This is a genomic window from Micromonospora sp. DT228 (assembly GCF_049841595.1).
Taxonomy (GTDB): Bacteria; Actinomycetota; Actinomycetes; order Mycobacteriales; family Micromonosporaceae; genus Micromonospora.
This window is the reverse complement of the sequence record NZ_JBNCKO010000004.1, coordinates 13,003-31,090: the sequence shown is the minus strand read 5'-3', so window position 1 is coordinate 31,090 and position 18,088 is coordinate 13,003. Positions and strand designations below refer to the sequence as shown.

21 protein-coding genes are annotated in these 18,088 nt (G+C 71.5%); 12 read left to right on the top strand and 9 right to left on the bottom strand.

Annotated features, from left to right (window positions below):
* Window positions 1–4: 4 nt before the first annotated feature.
* Window positions 5–829 (bottom strand): helix-turn-helix domain-containing protein, encoded by an 825-nt coding sequence (locus ACLQ29_RS09700; protein WP_425771641.1) that lies wholly within the window; start codon window positions 827–829, stop codon window positions 5–7.
* 183 nt (window positions 830–1,012) lie between these two features.
* Between ACLQ29_RS09700 and ACLQ29_RS09695 the strand changes: the two genes are divergently transcribed.
* The 3 genes from ACLQ29_RS09695 to ACLQ29_RS09685 are packed head-to-tail and all read left to right on the top strand — an operon-like array spanning window position 1,013 to window position 3,777.
* Window positions 1,013–1,639, top strand: coding sequence for a GOLPH3/VPS74 family protein (locus ACLQ29_RS09695; protein WP_425771288.1), 627 nt, complete (start codon window positions 1,013–1,015; stop codon window positions 1,637–1,639).
* A 45-nt stretch (window positions 1,640–1,684) separates the two neighbouring features.
* A complete protein-coding gene (locus tag ACLQ29_RS09690) occupies window positions 1,685–3,190 on the top strand; it encodes an APC family permease (RefSeq protein WP_425771287.1) in 1,506 nt (501 codons plus the stop codon).
* Window positions 3,187–3,777, top strand: a complete 591-nt coding sequence (locus ACLQ29_RS09685) for a GNAT family N-acetyltransferase (RefSeq protein WP_425771286.1) — start codon at window positions 3,187–3,189, stop codon at window positions 3,775–3,777. Before ACLQ29_RS09690 ends, ACLQ29_RS09685 begins: the two co-directional genes overlap by 4 nt.
* 136 nt (window positions 3,778–3,913) lie before the next feature.
* On the opposite strand, the gene ACLQ29_RS09680 is transcribed toward ACLQ29_RS09685, so the two are convergent.
* Window positions 3,914–4,735, bottom strand: a complete 822-nt coding sequence (locus ACLQ29_RS09680; protein ID WP_425771285.1) for a SigB/SigF/SigG family RNA polymerase sigma factor — start codon at window positions 4,733–4,735, stop codon at window positions 3,914–3,916.
* A gap of 369 nt (window positions 4,736–5,104) precedes the next feature.
* On the opposite strand from ACLQ29_RS09680, the gene ACLQ29_RS09675 reads away from it, so the two are divergent.
* Entirely contained in the window at window positions 5,105–5,857 is a 753-nt protein-coding gene (locus tag ACLQ29_RS09675; RefSeq protein ID WP_425771284.1) for a hypothetical protein, read from the top strand.
* On the opposite strand, the gene ACLQ29_RS09670 is transcribed toward ACLQ29_RS09675, so the two are convergent.
* Window positions 5,806–7,395 carry a phospholipase D family protein gene (locus ACLQ29_RS09670; protein ID WP_425771640.1) on the bottom strand — a complete coding sequence of 530 codons (1,590 nt, stop codon included), beginning with the start codon at window positions 7,393–7,395 and terminating at the stop codon, window positions 5,806–5,808. The genes ACLQ29_RS09675 and ACLQ29_RS09670 overlap by 52 nt on opposite strands.
* A 133-nt stretch (window positions 7,396–7,528) precedes the next feature.
* On the opposite strand from ACLQ29_RS09670, the gene ACLQ29_RS09665 reads away from it, so the two are divergent.
* Complete coding sequence (locus ACLQ29_RS09665) at window positions 7,529–7,657, top strand: hypothetical protein (protein ID WP_255508778.1); 129 nt, start codon at window positions 7,529–7,531, stop codon at window positions 7,655–7,657.
* Between the two features lie 58 nt (window positions 7,658–7,715).
* Here ACLQ29_RS09665 and ACLQ29_RS09660 read toward each other — a convergent pair whose 3' ends face one another.
* Both ACLQ29_RS09660 and ACLQ29_RS09655 read right to left on the bottom strand, forming a co-directional pair.
* Window positions 7,716–8,702 carry a pirin family protein gene (locus ACLQ29_RS09660; protein WP_425771283.1) on the bottom strand — a complete coding sequence of 329 codons (987 nt, stop codon included), beginning with the start codon at window positions 8,700–8,702 and terminating at the stop codon, window positions 7,716–7,718.
* 11 nt (window positions 8,703–8,713) lie between these two features.
* On the bottom strand, window positions 8,714–9,196 hold the full coding sequence (locus ACLQ29_RS09655) for a MarR family winged helix-turn-helix transcriptional regulator (protein WP_425771282.1): 483 nt from the start codon (window positions 9,194–9,196) through the stop codon (window positions 8,714–8,716).
* Between the two features lie 157 nt (window positions 9,197–9,353).
* Between ACLQ29_RS09655 and ACLQ29_RS09650 the strand changes: the two genes are divergently transcribed.
* Window positions 9,354–9,887 (top strand): GNAT family N-acetyltransferase, encoded by a 534-nt coding sequence (locus ACLQ29_RS09650; RefSeq protein WP_425771281.1) that lies wholly within the window; start codon window positions 9,354–9,356, stop codon window positions 9,885–9,887.
* A gap of 218 nt (window positions 9,888–10,105) precedes the next feature.
* Here ACLQ29_RS09650 and ACLQ29_RS09645 read toward each other — a convergent pair whose 3' ends face one another.
* A complete protein-coding gene (locus ACLQ29_RS09645; protein ID WP_425771280.1) occupies window positions 10,106–10,594 on the bottom strand; it encodes an FBP domain-containing protein in 489 nt (162 codons plus the stop codon).
* A 60-nt stretch (window positions 10,595–10,654) separates the two neighbouring features.
* On the opposite strand from ACLQ29_RS09645, the gene ACLQ29_RS09640 reads away from it, so the two are divergent.
* The 3 genes from ACLQ29_RS09640 (at window position 10,655) to ACLQ29_RS09630 (ending at window position 12,300) form a co-directional block, all read left to right on the top strand.
* Window positions 10,655–11,224 (top strand): TetR/AcrR family transcriptional regulator, encoded by a 570-nt coding sequence (locus ACLQ29_RS09640; protein ID WP_425771279.1) that lies wholly within the window; start codon window positions 10,655–10,657, stop codon window positions 11,222–11,224.
* 33 nt (window positions 11,225–11,257) lie between these two features.
* Window positions 11,258–11,884 carry a DUF1684 domain-containing protein gene (locus ACLQ29_RS09635; protein WP_425771278.1) on the top strand — a complete coding sequence of 209 codons (627 nt, stop codon included), beginning with the start codon at window positions 11,258–11,260 and terminating at the stop codon, window positions 11,882–11,884.
* Between the two features lie 62 nt (window positions 11,885–11,946).
* Window positions 11,947–12,300: a DUF6506 family protein gene (locus ACLQ29_RS09630; RefSeq protein ID WP_425771277.1), complete on the top strand. Its 354-nt coding sequence runs from the start codon at window positions 11,947–11,949 to the stop codon at window positions 12,298–12,300.
* A gap of 68 nt (window positions 12,301–12,368) precedes the next feature.
* Here ACLQ29_RS09630 and ACLQ29_RS09625 read toward each other — a convergent pair whose 3' ends face one another.
* Window positions 12,369–12,956 carry a general stress protein gene (locus ACLQ29_RS09625; protein WP_425771276.1) on the bottom strand — a complete coding sequence of 196 codons (588 nt, stop codon included), beginning with the start codon at window positions 12,954–12,956 and terminating at the stop codon, window positions 12,369–12,371.
* A 120-nt stretch (window positions 12,957–13,076) separates the two neighbouring features.
* Here ACLQ29_RS09625 and ACLQ29_RS09620 point away from each other — a divergent pair, with 120 nt between their 5' ends.
* Both ACLQ29_RS09620 and ACLQ29_RS09615 read left to right on the top strand, forming a co-directional pair.
* Window positions 13,077–14,903 (top strand): glycoside hydrolase family 15 protein, encoded by a 1,827-nt coding sequence (locus tag ACLQ29_RS09620; protein WP_425771275.1) that lies wholly within the window; start codon window positions 13,077–13,079, stop codon window positions 14,901–14,903.
* Between the two features lie 51 nt (window positions 14,904–14,954).
* Window positions 14,955–15,455, top strand: coding sequence for a metallophosphoesterase family protein (locus ACLQ29_RS09615; protein ID WP_425771274.1), 501 nt, complete (start codon window positions 14,955–14,957; stop codon window positions 15,453–15,455).
* A gap of 13 nt (window positions 15,456–15,468) precedes the next feature.
* On the opposite strand, the gene ACLQ29_RS09610 is transcribed toward ACLQ29_RS09615, so the two are convergent.
* The gene (locus tag ACLQ29_RS09610; RefSeq protein ID WP_425771273.1) at window positions 15,469–15,684 is read right to left on the bottom strand and encodes a DUF3072 domain-containing protein; all 216 of its coding nucleotides are present in this window, start codon (window positions 15,682–15,684) and stop codon (window positions 15,469–15,471) included.
* A gap of 110 nt (window positions 15,685–15,794) precedes the next feature.
* Between ACLQ29_RS09610 and ACLQ29_RS09605 the strand changes: the two genes are divergently transcribed.
* Window positions 15,795–16,733: an NAD(P)/FAD-dependent oxidoreductase gene (locus ACLQ29_RS09605; RefSeq protein WP_425771639.1), complete on the top strand. Its 939-nt coding sequence runs from the start codon at window positions 15,795–15,797 to the stop codon at window positions 16,731–16,733.
* 41 nt (window positions 16,734–16,774) lie between these two features.
* Here ACLQ29_RS09605 and ACLQ29_RS09600 read toward each other — a convergent pair whose 3' ends face one another.
* Window positions 16,775–18,070, bottom strand: coding sequence for a cation:proton antiporter (locus ACLQ29_RS09600; protein WP_425771272.1), 1,296 nt, complete (start codon window positions 18,068–18,070; stop codon window positions 16,775–16,777).
* Window positions 18,071–18,088 lie beyond the last annotated feature (18 nt).

The window sequence follows — 18,088 nt, the reverse complement described above, 5'->3', positions numbered from 1 at the left end:
GCGGTCACGCAAAGTAACGAGAAGCCTGCTCCAAGCGGATCAACGACGCCGCCGGATCGAGCGCCAGACGGCACAGCTCCTCGTGCAGAAGGCTATACCGCAGCACCTCGCCGACATCCTCCAATGCCAGTCCCATCGATAGGTTATCCAGGTAAACCACGGACGCGTCGGCGGTGTCGGCGAAGTTGAGGAGCACGTACGGGGTGCTCATCGCGGGATGCCCGCCGGCCACGAATGGAAGTACCTGAAGCATTACGTTGGGTGATTGCGCGACACGACTCATGTGGGCCAGTTGTTCGGCCATCACCGCGGCGCCGCCCACCGGTCGCAGCAACACCGCCTCGTTGAGCACCACCGACAGGTGGACCGGATCCTCGCGGCGCAGCACCTCCTGCCGACGCAGTCGGGCGGCGACCTTGCGCTCCAGGCCGTCCTCGCCGGCGGTGCGCCGGTAGATCTCCCGGGCGTACGCCTCGGTCTGCAACAGTCCGGGCACCGACTCGGCCTCGTACGTCCGCAGCGCCGCGGCCTCCGCCTCCAACCCGACGTAGAACTCGAACCACTCGGGCAGCACGTCGCTGTAGCTCTGCCACCATCCGCGTTGCTGCGCCCCCCGAGCGATCTCGATGAGCGCCTCGGCGTCCGCGCCGGTCACCTGGTAGAGCGCGAGGGCCGCCCGGACGTCGCGGGGCTTGATGCCGATCAGCGCGTTCTCGATCCGGGAGAGGTTGCTCTTCGACATGTCGAGCTGGCGGGCCGCCACATCGAGGGTCATGCCCGCGCGTTCCCGGAGCTGGCGAAGCTCCCTGGCGATGCGTCGACGGCGCACGGTGGGGCTGGCGGCGGGTCGGCCGGTGGGGGTGGCGGTCACCGTCCGAGTCTGCCACGCCAAGATCCGCAGGTCGCGCCAGCACGGAGTGCAACTTTCAAATCTGGGAGTTGCGTTGCAGTAGCGGTCGGTGCATCCTTTCCCGGTCGCGATCACTGTGGACACACCTGTGCGGGAGGGCCGTTGCTCATCGCCGACGAGTTCTTTCTGGTCGCCCACAACGACAGCCGGGGCAAGGCCAAACTGCACGCGACGGCGACCGGGCTCGGACTGGCCGCCGGCCTGCTCGGCGAGCTGCTCATCTACGGACACATCCACATCGCGGCCGGGCGGGTCACCGTCATCGATCGGCGTCCACCGGCCGACGCGCTCGCGCACACCGTGCTCGACCAGCTCATCGGCGAGTCCCAGCACCAGGAACTGCGCACCTGGCTCAGTTTCCTGGCGCAGAGCGCGACGACCTCGGTGGGGGAGCGGCTGGCCCGCGCCGGGGTGCTGCGCCGCCAGGAGAGCCGCCGGCTGCTGCGCACCTCGGTCAGTTACCTGCCGATCGACCTGAACGCGGTGGCCTGGCCGGCCACCCGGCTGCGGGCTCTGCTGGACCGGCCGGACCCGCCGAGCGTGCCGGACGCCCTGCTGCTCGGCCTCGTCGTGGCCGCGGGGCTGACCCGCGAGGTGCTGTGGAGCGCGGGCCCCCGCGCGCACCACCGGCTGAACGTCCTCATCCCCGCGCTGCCGGCCCCTCTGAAGGAACTCGTCGGGCACACCGAGGCCGCCGTCGGCGCCGCCGTGCTGCGCGGCATCCCGTGATTCCCCGGTAACCCCCTACCCCCCCTCGACGACCGGAGTAGTCGTATGCCCCCGACATCGACAGTCGACAGACCCAGCAACGTCTCCGAAGCCCTGGCCCGAGGCCGTCTCGGCATCCCCTCGGTGATCTTCTTCGTGCTCTCCGCCGCCGCGCCGCTGACCGTGGTGGCAGGTGTCGTCACCACCGGCTACGGCGTCGTCGGGGTGACCGGCATCCCGCTGGCCTTCCTGCTGGTCGCCGCGGTGCTCGCCCTGTTCTCGGTGGGTTACGTGGCGATGTCGCGGCGGGTGGAGAACGCCGGGGCCTTCTACGCCTACATCTCCCGTGGACTGGGCCGACCGGCCGGCGTCGGCGCCGCCTGGGTCGCGCTCATCGCGTACAACGCGCTCCAGGTCGGGCTGTACGGCACCATCGGTGTGGCGGCCGAGCCGGTGCTCGACCGGATCTTCGGTGGGCACCCGCACTGGGCCGTCGTGGCCCTGGTGGCGTGGGCGTTGGTCGGTCTGCTCGGTCTGCTCCGGGTGGACATCAACGGTCTGGTCCTGGCCGCGCTACTGGTCGCCGAGGTCGTCGTGATCCTCGTCTTCGACCTGGGACAGCTCGGCAACCCGGCCGGCGGTGAGGTCAGCTTCGCCACGTTCTCGCCGGACAACCTCTTCGTGCCGGGCGTCGGAGCGGTGCTGGTGCTCGCCATTCTCGGTTTCGTCGGCTTCGAGTCGGCGGTGGTCTTCAGCGAGGAGAGCAAGGATCCGAAGCGGACGGTGCCACTCGCCACCTACCTGTCGGTGGTGATCATCGCCGGGCTGTACGCGCTGTCGGCGTGGACCATGACCGTCGCCGTCGGGCCGGACCAGATCGTCGCCGCGGCCAACGAGCAGAGCGTCACGCTGATCTTCAACCTGGCCGCCGCGCACCTCGGCGACACCGCCGTCACCATCGGGCAGGTGCTCTTCCTGACCTCGGTGCTCGCCGCGATGATCTCGTTTCACAACACCACGGCCCGCTACACGTTCGCGCTCGGTCGGGAGCGGGTGCTGCCGGCGGTGTTCGGGCAGACCTCGACCCGCAGCGGGGCACCGCGCGCCGCCTCGCTGGCGCAGAGCGTCCTCGGCCTCGTGGTCATCCTGCTGTACGCGGTCAACGGCTGGGACCCGGTGGTCAAGCTGTTCTTCTGGGGCGGCACCACAGGCGGGTTCGGCGTACTGCTGTTGATCGCCACCACCTCGGTGGCGGTGATCGGTTACTTCGCCCGCTCCGGCGGCGACGAGAACCTCTGGCGGCGAGCCATCGCTCCCGGCCTGGCCACCGTCGCGCTCTTCGTGATCATCTGGTTGGCCGTGTCGAACTTCGCCAACCTGCTCGGAGTCGCACCGGACTCCACCCTGCGCTGGGCGCTGCCCGCCGTGTACCCGGTGGCGGCGCTGCTGGGCATCGGCTGGGCGCTGGTGCTGCGCGACAACCGTCCGGACACGTACGCCCGGATCGGCCTCGGCGCGGCGAGCGCCGCCGTCAAGTCGGAGACGCCGGCCCAGGTGGAGGTGACCCGGTGAGCGTGACCATCGAGCAGCTCGGACCCGAGGAGACCACAGTGGTGGCCAACCGGATCGCCGAGGCGTTCATCGCCCTGCGGGTGACGTCCTGGCTGGTGCCCGACCCGAGCAAGCGGGAGGCCGTGCTGGCCGGAGACTTCGAGATTCTGGTCGGCCACGCGATGCGGCACGGCATGGTCCACGCCACCGCGGACCGGGCCTCGGTCGCGGTCTGGTTTCGGTCGGTGGGTGAGCCGGCTCCGCCGCCGGTGGACTACGACGCCCGACTGGCCGCCGCCTGCGGCGAGTGGACCGACCGGTTCCAGCACCTCGACGAGCTGTTCGCGGCGAACCACCCGCACCCGGACCACCACCACCTGGCCTTCCTGGCGACGCAACCGGGCCGGCAGGGCCAGGGGCTGGGCAGCGCGTTGATGCGACACCACCACGCCTGGCTGGACGCCAACGGGATGCCGGCGTACGTCGAGGCGAGCAGCCCGCGCAGCCGGGACCTGTACGCGAAGCACGGCTATCTGGCCGGCGAGCCGTTCCGGGTGCCCGACGGCACCCCGTTCTGGCCGATGTGGCGGCAGCCGGCCGACCGCTGACCCAGCGCGGGCCGGCAATGGTCGGGGACCCTTCCCCGCACGGCACGCGAGCGGGACAAACGGGGGTACGACGGTGGGCCGGGTCTGTCGACCCGGCCCACCGTCGTGATCTGGCTCAGTACGTGCGTGATCTGGCTCAGTACGTGCCGTCGAGCTGGCCGCGCAGCTTGGTCAGCGCCCGGGTCAGCAGCCGCGAGACATGCATCTGGGAGACACCGATCTGGTCGGCGATCTGCGACTGGGTCAGGTTGCCGTAGAAGCGCAGCGTGAGGATCTTCTGCTCGCGCTCGTCGAGGGTGGCCAGCGCCGGGCCGAGGGCGACCCGCAGCTCCGCCAGCTCGAACTCGCCGTCCTCGCCGCCGAGCATGTCGCCCAGCTCGGTGGCGCGCTCGCCGTCACCGGTCGGGGTGGAAAGCGACACCGCGTTGTAGGCGCGGGCGCCTTCCAGGCCCTCCAGCACCTCTTCCTCGGTGAGCTTGAGGTGGGCGGCGATGTCGGCGACCGTCGGCGAACGGCCGAGCGTCTGCAGGAGCGAGCTGTTGGCGTCGGAGATGGCCAGCCGCAGCTCCTGGAGCCGGCGGGGCACCCGGATGTCCCAGGTGCGGTCGCGGAAGTGCCGCTTGAGCTCGCCGATGATGGTGGGGATCGCGTACCCGGCGAAGTCGACACCGCGGGACGGGTCGAACTTGTCGATGGCCTTGATCAGGCCGACCGCGGCGGTCTGGGCCAGGTCGTCGGTCGGCTCGCCACGGCCGCTGTAGCGGTGGGCCAGGTGGTTGGCCAGCGGCAGCCAGGCCTCGATGGCCCGGTCCCGCAGCGCGGCACGCGACGGGTGGTTGGTGGGCAGCGCCGCCATGGCGTTGAGCAGGTCGGCGGCGCTGTCGGTGAGTGCGCGCGGGTCGAGCTTGGCGGCCTTGGCAGTGGTGCTCGGCTGCTCGGTGATCGTTGGCGCGGTCATGGGTGGTCCTCCCTGCACCTTGTCCGCGGACAAAAAGGTGTGACTCTTTGGTTTAGCTTTCAATGGGCCGTTCGGGACTCACCTTAGCCTGATCGTCTCCCCGAAATCTAGCCGAAAGGCTGATGTACTTAAGGCGTGTCTCATTACAAAGGGTGCAAATAGGGCAATGGTTGGGAGGGATGTGATCACACATACCCAGAGGGGACGCCGCGCAGCACGTCCGGCCCATCCGGTTCGGCCCGCCTCCGCTACCTCGCCGCGTGGTCAACAAGAAATCCGACAGGTGAACTGAACTGTCGACTATCCGTCGTTGTCCCGCCGGTGGGACCGGCCGTAGCGTCGCGTGTACACACCCGGTTCGGAGGCACCGTGCTCGATCCCGCCGCTCCCCAACTCGTCGTGAACAGTCGCACGCTCTACTTCAGCTGGGTTCCGGCGGACCCGGACGCTGTCGCCGCACTGGTCCCGCCGGGCCTGTGCCCGCGCCCCGACCACCAGGTGTTCCTCAATCAGTACGTGGTCGAGGACGAGACGCAGACCTCCGGCTTCGGGGCGTACTCGCTCACCTATCTCGGCGTCTCGCTCCTCGGCGTCGACGCGCCCGGCGGGCTCAACGCGGGCGGCTGGTGGACCACCTACGTGGCCTCCAGCAGCCTGGTCCGTGAATACGCCGCCGCTCGTGGCGCCCCGGTGTTGACCGGCCGGACCCGGATCGGGGTGACCGGCGAGGCCCTGGTCTCCGAGACGGAGATCGACGGGGCGACGGTGATCCGGGCACGATGCCGGGTGGGGGAGACCGGTCACGCGATCAACAGCGGGCACCACCGCTACTTCACCCGCCGCGACGGCCAGCTCCTCAGCTCGGTCTACCCGTTCGTCGCCGAACCGGTCGCCCCGTTCGAGATCGAGTCGGTGGAGTTCCTCCAGCCGGGCAACCTGTTGTACGCGCTCCGCCCGGCCAACCCGCTGACCATCGGCTTCGGCTACTACTCGCCGCGCTCCTCGTTCGCCTACCCCGGCGGGCTGAGCGTGCATCCGGTCGCCGCCGCGGCGGAGCCGATCCGGTCGACTCACCAGGTGCCGGCCAGCCTCGCCCGCAGCGGCCTGCCATCCGGGTCGTAGACCAACCGGTACACCGGCAGCGCCCAGGCGCGGGTGTACCACGGCAGCCGCTCGGGGCGGTGCGGGCGCAGCCGGCCGGGCGGTCGCTCACCCACCTGGCCGTCGTCGTACCACTGTTGCAGCGCGTCGGCGGCGGCCGTGACGGCCGCGACGGCGTCCGCCGGGTCGAGCAGGTCGGCGTCGTCGGCGCCCTCCGGATCCCGGTCGAGGTGCTCGCGCCAGAGCCGTAGCCGCAGGTCCCGGGCGAAGGTCCGCGCGCCGTCGCCCTGGCCCGCCGGGTCGGTGGGCGCCCGCTGGTCGCGGGTGTCGTCGAGCACCGCGCACGACAACTCGCTGTCGTGCGTCCAGGAGCGGCGGTTGAAGTTGTCGCTGCCGACGCTGGCCCAGACGTCGTCGACCACGCACACCTTCGCGTGCACGTAGACCGGGTTGCCGGTGTGGTTCTCCACGTCGAACACGTGCACCCGGTCCGGTGCGGCCCGTTCGCACAGCGACAGCGCCTGCTCGCGGCCGACCATGTTCGGCGGCAGCGCCAACCTGCCGTCCACGTCCGGGTGTCGGGGCACCACGGCGATCAGGTGCAGCTCCGGATTGTCCCGCAGCGCGTGCGCGAACAGGTCCGCCACCTCGGCCGACCACAGGTACTGGTCCTCCAGGTAGATGAGTCGGCGGGCGCGACGTACCGCCTTCGTGTAACCCCGGGCCACGGTCCGCTCGCCGTCGGGTGCGAACGAGTAACGCGGACGCACGGCGGGGTAGGTGCGCAGCACCTGGATCTGGTGCGGACCGCACTCGGGCGGGTCGGCGGGTTGCTCGGGCAGCGGGTCCGGCCGCAGGTCCGCGCCGCGCAGCCGGTCCCGCAGGTAGGCCATCGGGTTCTCCGAGTCCAGCGGCATCGGGTCGGTCCAGCGTTCCCGGAACAGCGTGTCCAACGCGCCGACCACCGGGCCGCGCACCGCGAGCTGCACGTCGTGCCAGGGCGGGTTGGGCCCGTACCGCTGTGACATCTGCACCGGCTGCGGATCACCGCGGTGAGCGGCGTCGTCGCGCCTGCTGTGGCACAGGTCGATCCCGCCGGCGAACGCGACGTCCCGTTCGGGCGCGCCCGGGTGCCGCAGCACCACGAGCTTCTGGTGGTGCGAGCCGCCGCGGCGGACCCGCTGGTCGAGCAGCACCTCGCCGCCGGCCGCGGAGATCGTCTCGCTGAGGTCGCGATTTTCCGCCTCGCTGTAGGCGAGCACGTCGAGGTGCGAGCGCCAGATCAGTCCCTTGACCACCACGCCGCGCTGGGCGGCCTGGGCGAAGAGCTGGGCCACCGTCGGGCCGTCGGGCCGCAGCCGCTGGTCCGGGTCACCGCGCCAGTCGGTGAAGAACAGGTGGTCGCCGGACCCCAGCGCCTCCACCTCGTCGACCAGCCGGTCGAAGTACGCGGCACCGTGAATCAACGGCTCAGCGAGGTTTCCCCTGGTCCAGACGGGTAACCCAGACACCGGGTTGGCGCGTTCCTGCGCGGTGAGGAACCAGTCCTGCGACGGCAACGTCCAGCCCCCCTGGAGGTCGGCAACGTCCTCACGGTAGGACTCCGGACGTGGGTCCGCACGCCAGCCCGGCATACCGGTGACCTGGCCAACGCCATCGCGGCGACGCGACAACAGCCGAGGAGACCACACCATGCCCCGCGACACGACGAATCCCGTGACCGAGTACCGCGAGCCGGCGGTGGAGAGCGAACGGGGTGCGCTGGTAGCGGTGCTGGTGATGGTGATTCTGGGTGTCGCCGGGATATTCGCGGTCTCCTGAGCGCCCCTGGGCGCCCCGTCCGAGCGACGGGGCGCCGTCGGTGACTCGGTGCCTCAGGTCAGGGCCGCGCGCCCTGGCCGCCGGTGTGCGGCAACCGCTCGGTGGGAATCACGCCGAGCCGACCGGCCTTGAAGTCCTCGAACGCCTGGACCAGCTCGTCTCGGGTGTTCATCACGAATGGGCCGTACTGCGCCACCGGCTCCCGGATCGGCTTGCCACCCATGATGTAGAGGTCCAGCGCCGGGGTGTTGCTGTCCTGCGTGGCATCGGCGGCGAACCGCAGCGCGTCACCCGGGCCGTGCACCGCGAGCTGGCCGGTACGCACCGGCCGCCGGTCGGTGCCGACCGTGCCACGGCCGCCCAGCACGTACACCAGGGCGTTGAAGTCGGGCTGCCAGGGCAGGTCGACCTGCGCCCCCGGCTGCACCGTGACGTGGGTGATGGTGATCGGCGTGAAGGTCGAACCCGGGCCGCGGTGCCCGGCGATCTCACCGGCGATGACCCGGATCAGCGCGCCGCCGTCGGGCGTGGTGAGCAGCGCCGATTCGCCGCCCCGGATGTCCTGGTAGCGGGGCGGGTTCATCTTGGCCGAGCGGGGCAGGTTGACCCAGAGTTGGGTGCCGTGGAAGAGCCCGCCGCTGACCACCAGGTGCTCCGGCGGCGCCTCGATGTGAAGCAGACCACTGCCCGCTGTCATCCACTGGGTATCGCCGTCGGTGATGGTGCCGCCGCCACCCTGCGAGTCCTGGTGGTCGAAGATGCCGTCGATGATGTACGTGACGGTCTCGAAGCCGCGGTGCGGGTGCCACGGGGTGCCCTTCGGCTCGCCCGGCGCGTAGTCGACCTCGCCCATCTGGTCGAGGTGGATGAACGGGTCCAGGTCGGTGGCCGACACCCCGGCGAAGGCGCGACGGACCGGGAAGCCCTCACCCTCGAAGCCGGTGGGCGCGGTGGTCACCGTGCGGACCTTGCGGAAGGTGGTGCTGTCGCCGAGCCGGGGCAGGCGCGGCAGGACAACGACGTTGTCGACGGTGATCGCGGGCATCGGAGGGCTCCTTAGCGGGTGACGTGGGTGGACGAGGTGGCGCGGGCCGCTCGCAGGCGGCGGCCGAGCCGGTCGAAGACCCGGGTGAGGCAGGCGACCTCGGCGTCGTCGAGGTCGTCCATGAGGTGGGCCCGGACCGACGCCAGGTGGTGCGGCGCGGCTTCGGAGAGGGCGAGCAGCCCGGCGGCGGTGAGCACCGCCTCGCTGCCGCGTCGGTCGTCCGGGCAGGGCTCCTTGCTGACCAGGCCACGGCGCTGCATGGAGGAGATCTGGTACGTCAGTCGGCTGGGCGAGAAGATGAGCCCGTTGGCCAACTCGCCCATCCGCAGCCGCTGCCCCGGTGCCTCGGAGAGCAGGACCAGCACGTGGTAGTCGGCGAAGCTGAGCGCGCTGTCGGCGCGCAGGTCCTCTTCCAACTGGGTGAAGAGAAGCTGGCTGGCCTCGATGTAGGCGCGCCAGGCGACCTCTCGGGTGCGGTCCAGGCTCTCGGTCATGGCCACGACGATAGCACTACTTCAAAATTTAACTACCGCTGCGAAGCGTTGCCCGCGTCACGTCTCTGCCGTCGAGTGGCCCCTTCGTGCAACTTTGAAAGAGTGGGCCGCTAAAGCAGCGGCGCGAGGGTGGCGCGGTGTGCCAGACTGCCGCCTCGTGGAACACGTGGAGCTCGCCGTCGCCGACCTGTTGCTGCGCCCCTGGCGAGACGAGGACGCCCCGGCGGTGCGCGACGCCCTGCGCGACCCGGCCATCGCCCAGTGGAACCCGCAGGGCGGCGGCCCGGTCGACGACGAGGCCGCGCTGCGCTGGGTCCGCCGCCGGGCCGACTGGTCCGCCGGTGACCACGTCTCCCTGGCGGTGACCTCGGCGGCCGACGGGAAACCGCTGGGCTCGGTCTCGCTGCACAGCATCCACGACGGCGGCGCCTCCGTCGGTTACTGGACGGCGCCGGCGGCGCGCGGGCGGCAGGTGGCGGTGCGCGCCGTCGTCCGGCTCACCGACTGGGCGTTCACCGACCTGCGGCTGCACCGGGTGGAGCTGTGTCACGCGGTGGCCAACCCGGCGTCCTGCCGCGTCGCCGAGCGCGCCGGCTACCTCGCCGAGGGGACGCTGCGCGAGTCGTACCGCTACGGCGACGGCCGCCGCTACGACGAGCACCTGCACGGCCGCCTGGCCACCGACCGTTAGGGCGTGTGTCAAAGCCCCTGGCCGGCCTGCGGCGGGCCCAGACGACGACCGGCCGCGTTGGAGATTGGTCCGGATACAACACCGGTATCCGGACCAATCTCCGCCTTGCCGGACCGCCGCCTGGACTCCGCCTCGGCTCGACCGAGGACTTTGACACACGCCCTAGTCGGGGGCCGACCGGGGCTCGAACACGCTTCGGCCCCGGTCGCCCCGAACCGTCACTCGGTGACCTTGCGGAGGAATGTCGCGAGGGCGGTCTGGACGCGCTCGATCCGCTCCGGCAGGGGCAGCGGCTCGGGCGCGGGAGGCCCGGCGTGCTTCTTCCCGCGCAGATACAGCGAGCAGGCCAGGTCCGAGCACAGGTACGTGCCCACGGAATCGCCCTGCCGTCCGCTCGGGCCGGCCTTCGGCGCGGTCATCAACGAGACGCCGCCGCCGAGGTGCGTGGTCAGGCAGAACGAGCACATGCTGTGCCGCACGCGCCCCATCTGGTGCTTCGCGGCCCGCAGCACCACCCCGGCCAGCTCGCCGTCGGTCTCGGCGACCAGGTAGGCCCGCTGCGGCGCGGCGGGGTCCCGCCAGCCGAGGAAGTCGAGGTCGTCCCAGGGACGCAACGCAAGATCGTTGGGTACGGCCAGCCGCTTCGCCTCGCCCCGGCTGCAATTCACGAAGGACGCGCGGATGACGGATTCGGTCAGCTGCAACATAGGTAGTAGCCTAGCTCTCCTAGGCAACCGATTATTACCGTCAGGTTTGGAGTGTGCGGCATGGCACGTGCGGGGGTGACCGTCGAGCGGATCGCGCTGGCCGGGGCCGAGCTGGCCGACGAGGTGGGCGTGGAGAACGTCACAGTCGCCGCGCTCGCGCGCCACTTCGGGGTGAAGGACGCGAGCCTCTACTTCCACCTGAGGAACGCGCAGGACCTGCGGGTCCGGATCGCTCTGCTGGCCCTGACGGAGCTGGCCGACCGGGTGGGCGCCGCGCTCGCCGGCCGCGCCGGCAAGGAGGCGCTGGTGGCGTTCGCCAACGCCTACCGGGACTACGCGAGGCAGCACCCGGGTCGGTACGCCGCCATGCAGATCGACCTCGACCCGGAGACCGCCGCGGCGAGCGCGGGCGTCCGACACGCCGAGATGACCCGGGCGATCCTGCGCGGCTACCGGCTCTCCGAGCCCGACCAGACCGACGCCGTCCGCATGATGCACAGCACGTTCCACGGGTTCGTCAGCCTGGAGAAGACCGGCGGTTTCCGACACACCGCGCGGGCAACGGACGACTCCTGGTCGCGCACCCTGGACGCCCTCGACGCGGTCCTGAGCAACTGGCCGTCACGCTGAGCTGCCCCACCGCGACGGCCTAGGCTCGGATACGTGGATGAACTGGAACTTGCCGACTGGCGGGAGCGGGTGGCCCGGCTGTACCTGTCCGACGTCGACCTGACCGGGTTCCGTGTGGGCCGCGACGAACTCTTCGCCACCCACCCGCAGAGCCCGATCCCGGCGGCGGAGCGGGCCGGGTTCTCCGGGGTGCGCTACTTCCCGCCCAATCCCGAGGCGGTGGTCGAGGCGCCGCTGCGAGCGGCCACCGGCGAGCTGCGGATCGACACCGGCGGTCCGGACGGGGTGGTCGCGTACCGGCGGGTGGCGATCGCCGAGACGCCCTGGGGACCGCTGACGCTGTGGTGGATCGAGGCGTACGGGGGCGGGCTGTTCGTGCCGCTGCGCGACGGCACCTGCGGGCGGGAGACCTACGGGGGAGGCCGCTACCTCACCGACACGGTGAAGGGCACCTTCGGTCGAGGTGTCGAGCTGCTGCCCGGCGACCGGGTCCGGCTGGACGCCAACTACCTCTACAACCCGAGCTGCGCGTACGACGACCGCTGGGCGTGCCCCCTCGCCCCGCCGGAGAACCGGGTCGACGTCGAGATCAGTGCCGGCGAGTTGACGTACCACGACAGAGACGGCCGCCCGCCCGTAGGTGGCGATAAGCGTCCTTGACCTCAACCCCACTTCAACGCCTACGGTCGGTTGACGTCCCCGGTCCAGGAGGAGGAGCCGCGATGACGGTCAGCTGGGCGTACATCTATGAGCATCCGGGTAGCGACCCCGTCGACGACCGGGTCGTGCTCGACCGCGGCGGTCAACGCACCTACCTCGTGCCCGTGCCGGACCCGTCGGCGGCCCCTGCCGTGGCATTGGACCTCGTGGCCGAGGGGGTCGCGCTCATCGAACTGTGCGGAGGCTTCGCGCTGACCGCAGCGGCCCGGGTGGCCGAGGCCGTCGGCGGACGGGTCCCCGTTGGCCACGTGACGTTCGCGGTGGACTCGGTGCGCGGCGCGACCCAGTACGGCGAACGGCTCGACTCTGACCAGCCCGCACGGCACGACTCTGACCAGCCCGCACGGCACGACTGAACGGCCGCCCGCCCCGGGTGCTGCCGGGACGGACGGCGGGTCGATCGTGGCGGGGCGGGCCTCGTCGCTCAGCGGGCGTTGGCCGGCGAGCCGGGCACCCGCATCCGACCCATCAACTGTCGGGCCTGGTCGGCGAGCTGCGCGTCGACGGTCACCGCGTACTGGCCGGCGCGGAGCGAGCTGGCCGAGGTGAAGTCCCGCTGCCCGCCCGTCATCGCGTGCGCGACCGCGCCGAACACGGCACCCCAGATCGCGCCGATGACCAGCCCGACCAGGATCACCGCCAGCCAGTTGCCGACGGTGAAGATGCCGAACAGTAGACCGATGAAGAGCCCGAACCAGGCGCCGGTGCCGGCGCCGAGCAGCCCGGCGCGCCCGGTGGTCATCCGCCCGAGCACCGTCTCCACAAGTGTGAGGTTGGTGCCGACGATGGCGCTGTGCTCCACCGGGAAACGATTGTCGGCCAGATAGTCGACGACCCGCTGTGCGGCCGGATAGTCCGGGTACGAACCGATCGTCACGGTCGGCGGGCCGGTCTCCGGCCCGTGGCCGTCACCGCCAGGTGTCGACAGGCGGCCGGCCGGTCCGGTTGGAAGCAGGTCGCCATCCTGTGTGCCGGGCCGCCACGCGGCGGTCGGCCCCGAAGCTGACGTCATGAGCATCCTCCCTCGTCAGCTCTCCGGGTTCCCGCAGACGTCGACAGGTAACACCGGCCGGTGCGCGCGGGCCATCCCCGCCGGAGGGAATGGGCGCGGGTGGCCCGGGTAGGCAGTCAGGTGGAGAGCGGACAGATCAGTGACTACGGTTTCCTCGCCGACGGACGCAGCGCGGCGCTCGTGGACGCCTCGGGCTCGGTGAACTGGTGGTGTCCGGGGCGGTTCGACGCCCCGTCGGTGTTCGGGCGGCTGCTCGACGACGGCGCCGGACACTGGTCGATCCGGCCCGAGGGCGACTACACAACCGAACGCGACTACCTCGAGGACACCCTGGTGCTGCGGACCGTCTTCCGCACCCCGCAGGGGGAGGTCGCCCTCACCGACGCGCTCGCCTTCGAGCCGGGGTCCCGCGGTCACGACATCGGCCTGCACTCGCCGCAGGTGTTGGTCCGCTCGGTGCAGGGGCTGTCCGGTGCGGTGCCGATGCGCGTGCACTATCGGCCGCGCTTCGAGTACGGCCGCACCATCGCGTACCTGATCGAGCGGGAGGACATGCTGGAGGCGATCGCCGGAGCCGCCCGGCTCACCCTGCGCGCCAGCGTGCGGTTGACCTCCGCCGACGGCGAGGCCGCCGCGACGTTCACCGTCCGCGCCGGCACCAGGCACAACTTCTCCCTCGGGTACGCCCCGACCTACGACGCCCCGCTGCCGGAGGTCCCGGACGCCGACGAGTGCATCGCCGACACCGTCGCCGGCTGGCGGTCCTGGACGGCGTCGCACGCCTACGACGGGCTCTACGCCGAACAGGTGGGGCGCAGCCGGCTCGTCGTGCAGGGCATGACGTACCGACCGAGCGGCGCGGTGGTGGCCTCGGTGACGACGTCGCTGCCGGAGAAACTCGGCGGGGACCGCAACTACGACTACCGCTACGTCTGGGTGCGCGACCTCAGCCTCACCCTGCGGGCACTGTGGCGAACGACGTGCATCGACGAGGTGCAGCGGCAGTTCGCCTGGTTGGGACGGGCGATGGGTCGGGTCGACGACAAACCGGTGCCCATCATGTACGGGGTGCTGGGGGAGCGGGATCTCACCGAGCACCGCCTGGAACAGCTCGGCGGTTACCGCGACAGCCCGCCGGTGGTGATCGGCAACGACGCCTGGCAGCAGCGGCAGACCGACATCTTCGGCGAGACGCTCGATGCCGCCTGGTTGATGCGCGACAAGCTGGAGCCGATGGACCAGGAGGTGCGCCACGTCCTCCGGTTGCTCGCCGACCAGGCCGCGCACGACTGGGAGTTGCCCGACGCGGGGATGTGGGAGGAACGCGGCGTCGAACACCACCACGTGTCTTCGAAGGTGCAGTGCTGGGTCGCCCTGGATCGGGCGGTCCGCTTCGGTGACCAGCTCGGCGAGCCGCAGGACGTGGCGCGCTGGGCGGCCGTCCGCGACGAGGTGCGCGCGCAGGTGCTCGAGCGGGGGTGGAGCGAGCGGCTCCAGTCGTACACCGGCAGTTTCGAATCCGAGGAGCTGGACGCGTCGGTGCTGGTGATGCCCCTTGTGGGGTTCCTGCGGGCCGACGATCCGCGGATGCGCTCGACGATCCGTGTGGTGGAGCAGCGGCTGTCGCACGACGGCCTGATGCGGCGCTGGGACGGCGACCCGGCGGGGTTCCTCATCTGCTCGTTCTGGTTGGTGTGTTCCCTGGCGCTGGCCGGTGAGCGGGACCGGGCCCACGAGTTGTTCCAGGCGCTCGCTGCCCGGGTCAACGACCTCGGCCTCTTCGCCGAGCAGATCGACCCGCTGACCGGGGAGCAGCTCGGCAATTTTCCCCAGGCGTTCTCGCACATCGGGCTGATCAACGCCGCCGGCGTGCTGACCGACGTCGAGCGGGATCCGACGCTGCGGCACTGCGGGATGCCCCCGGCGTACTTCTCCCCGGTCCGGTAGTGGCGGCGGGCCGCGCGCGAGGGGCGGCCCGCCGCCGGGGAGAATGGCGGGATGCGGCTGGTGCTCACGGCGGACACCCACGTACCGAAGCGGGCCCGGGACCTGCCCGGCCCGCTCTGGGCGGCGATCGAGGCCGCGGACGTGGTGGTGCACGCCGGTGACTGGGTGGACGAGGCGCTGCTCGACGCGATGACCGCGCGGTCGCGCCGACTCGTCGGGGTGTACGGCAACAACGACGGCCCGGCGCTGCGCGCCCGGCTGCCGGAGGTGGCCCGGGTGGAACTCGACGGCCTTCGGGTCGCCGTGGTGCACGAGACCGGGCCACGCACCGGTCGGGAGAAGCGGTGCGCGGCCCGTTTTCCCGACGTCGACCTGCTGGTCTTCGGGCACTCGCACATCTCGTGGGACACCGAAGCGCCTGGTGGGCTACGCCTGCTCAACCCCGGCTCGCCCACCGACCGCCGCGCCCAACCCCACGCCACCTACCTGACCGCCGAGATCGACGCGGGCCGCCTGACCGAGGTCACGCTGCACCGCCTACCCCGCGCCTGACCGTCGGGCGGGGCTACTGGCCCCGGCCGGTCTCGGCCTGCAGCTCGTCGATGCGCTTGGACGCCTCGGCCTTGGTCAGGTCGTCCGGGAGGTCGGCATGGGCTTCCCGGGCCAGGGTGCTCAGGTAGGACTCCTGAGCCGCGGTGGGCGGTTCGTCGCCGGTGACCCACTCGTCCGGATCCTTGATCGCGGCACTCCGGTCGGCCGGCTCGTTGCTCGGGTTCGTCATCGTCGTCATCCTCTCTTCGAACAGGTGTGCCAGTACCCCTGATCTCCACTGTTCATTCCTGCCCGCTCGCCGCCACCTACGATCATCGGATGAACGTGGACCGGTCGACGGTGGTGGTGGTCGGGGCGGGCATCGCCGGGGTGGCCTGTGCGGTGGAGTTGACCCGGGCCGGGGTGCCGGTGCAGGTCCGGGAGCGGGGGCACGTCCGCGGTGGCCGGATGGCGAGCAAACGGTTCGAGGGCCGGCCCGCGGACATCGGCGCCGCGTACTTCACCGCCACCGACCCGGACTTCGTCGCCGTCGTCGACACGTGGCGCGCCGCCGGCCTGGTCCGGGAATGGACCGACACCTTCCAGGCGTACGACCGGAGCGGGAGCCACGAGGTGCCCGGGCCGATGCGCTTCGCCGCCCCCCGTGGACTGCGCTCGGTGGTCGAGCACCTGGCCGGCGCGGTGCCGGTGACCGTCGACCGGCTGGTGCTCACCGTGGAGCCCGGCCCGGTCGTGGACGGGGAGTCGTGCGCGGCGGTCGTCCTGGCCATGCCCGGCCCGCAGGCCGCCCTGCTGCTCGACCCGGCCCTGGCCGACGCCACCCGGGTCGTGCAGGCGCAACGCTGGGCACCGTCGCTGGCCGCGGTGTTGCGCTTCCCGACCCGGCGTTGGCCCGACTTCCGGGGTGCGTTCGTCAATGAGCACCCGGTCCTCAGCCTCGTCTGCGACGACGGCGACCGGCGCGGTGACGGCGCGCCGGTGCTTGTCGCGCACACCGTGCCGGAGTTCGCGGCCGGGCACCTGGCCCAACCCACCGGGGCCGGCCCGGCGGTCGAGCAGGCCGTCCGGGATCTGCTCGGGCTGCCCGAGCAGGCCGTCGACGTGCACGTGCACCGCTGGACGTACGCGAAGCCGACGAGCGACGCCGGCGGCGCCACCCACCATCTCGACGCGGACGGGGTCGGTCTGGCCGGCGACGCGTTCGGCAAGCCCCGGGTGCAGAGCGCCTGGCGCTCCGGTCGGGACCTGGGCCGTGCGCTGGCCGCCCGCCTGGCCTGAGCTGCCGGCTCAGGGGTGGCCGGCTGGCCTGAGCCGCCTGCTCAGGGGTGCCCGGCTGTGGCTACCGGACGGGCGTCGGCGTCCCGCTCGGCCGGGTCGGAGGTCCGCTCGCCCTCGGAGTCGAGTAGCTGCATGACCGGGGTCGCCGTGATGCCGTGCACCACGACGGAGACGAGCACCACCAGCCCGACGGTCGCCCAGAGCAGCTCGGCCTGCGGGAAGTCCGCCTTCGTGGTGGCGTACGCGAGGTAGTAGAACGAGCCGACACCGCGGATGCCGAACAACGAGATCACCCAGTGCTCGGCCGTGCGCCCCGGCGCGCCGCGCAGCGACAACCAGCCGACCAGCGGCCGGATCAGGAACACCAACGCCAACCCGACGGCGGCCGCCGGCCAGGTCAGCGGCGTCAGCAGACCACCCACGATCGCGCCGCCGAGCAGCAGCAACAGCACCAGGGTGAGCAGCCGTTCCACCTGCTCGGCGAAGTCGTGCAACACCGAGTGGAACTCGTGGGTCCGCTCGGCGGCCCGGATGGCCCGCGCGGCCACGAACACCGCCAGGAAGCCGTACCCACCGACCACCTCCACCAGCCCGTACGCCAGGAACGTGGCGGCCAGCGCCAGGAAGCCCTCGGCGTGCCGGGCCAGTCGCAGCTCACTTGGCGCGCGGAAGAACAGCTTGCCGAGCAACCAGCCGATCAGCAGCCCACCGCCGACCCCGATGCCCACCTTCCAGAGCACGTCCACGGCGAACCATTCGGCCATCCAGTCGCGGGGGGCGAGACTTGTCGAGGCGATGGCGATGGCGGCGTAGACGAACGGGAACGCCAGCCCGTCGTTGAGGCCGGCCTCCGAGGTCAACGCGAAGCGGACCTCGTCCTCGGAGTCCTCCACGTCCGTCGGCTCGCCGACCTGCACGTCGGCGGCGAGCACCGGATCGGTCGGGGCCAGCGCGGCGCCCAACAACAGGGCGGCGGCCGGCACCAGGCCCGCCCACCACCAGCCGAGCAGGGCCACCGCGGCGATGCACAGGGGCATGGCGATCGCCAGCAGCCGCCAGGTGGACGACCACCGTTGCCAACTCAACGGCCTGTCGATCTTGAGCCCGGCGCCCATCAGCGCGACGATCACACCGATCTCGGTGAGGTGGGTGGTCAGCTCCGGGTGGGCCAGCGGGTCGGGTGTCGGCAGCCCGACCGGCAGCAGGAACACCAGCATGCCGAGGGCGAGGAAGGCGATCGGCATGGACAGCGGACGCCGCTCCAGCACCCGGGGCAGGATGCCCGCGAGCAGAGCGCCCAGGCCCACAAGCGCGAACGCCACGTCTACCGGCTCCACGGCACCACCCTTCGACCG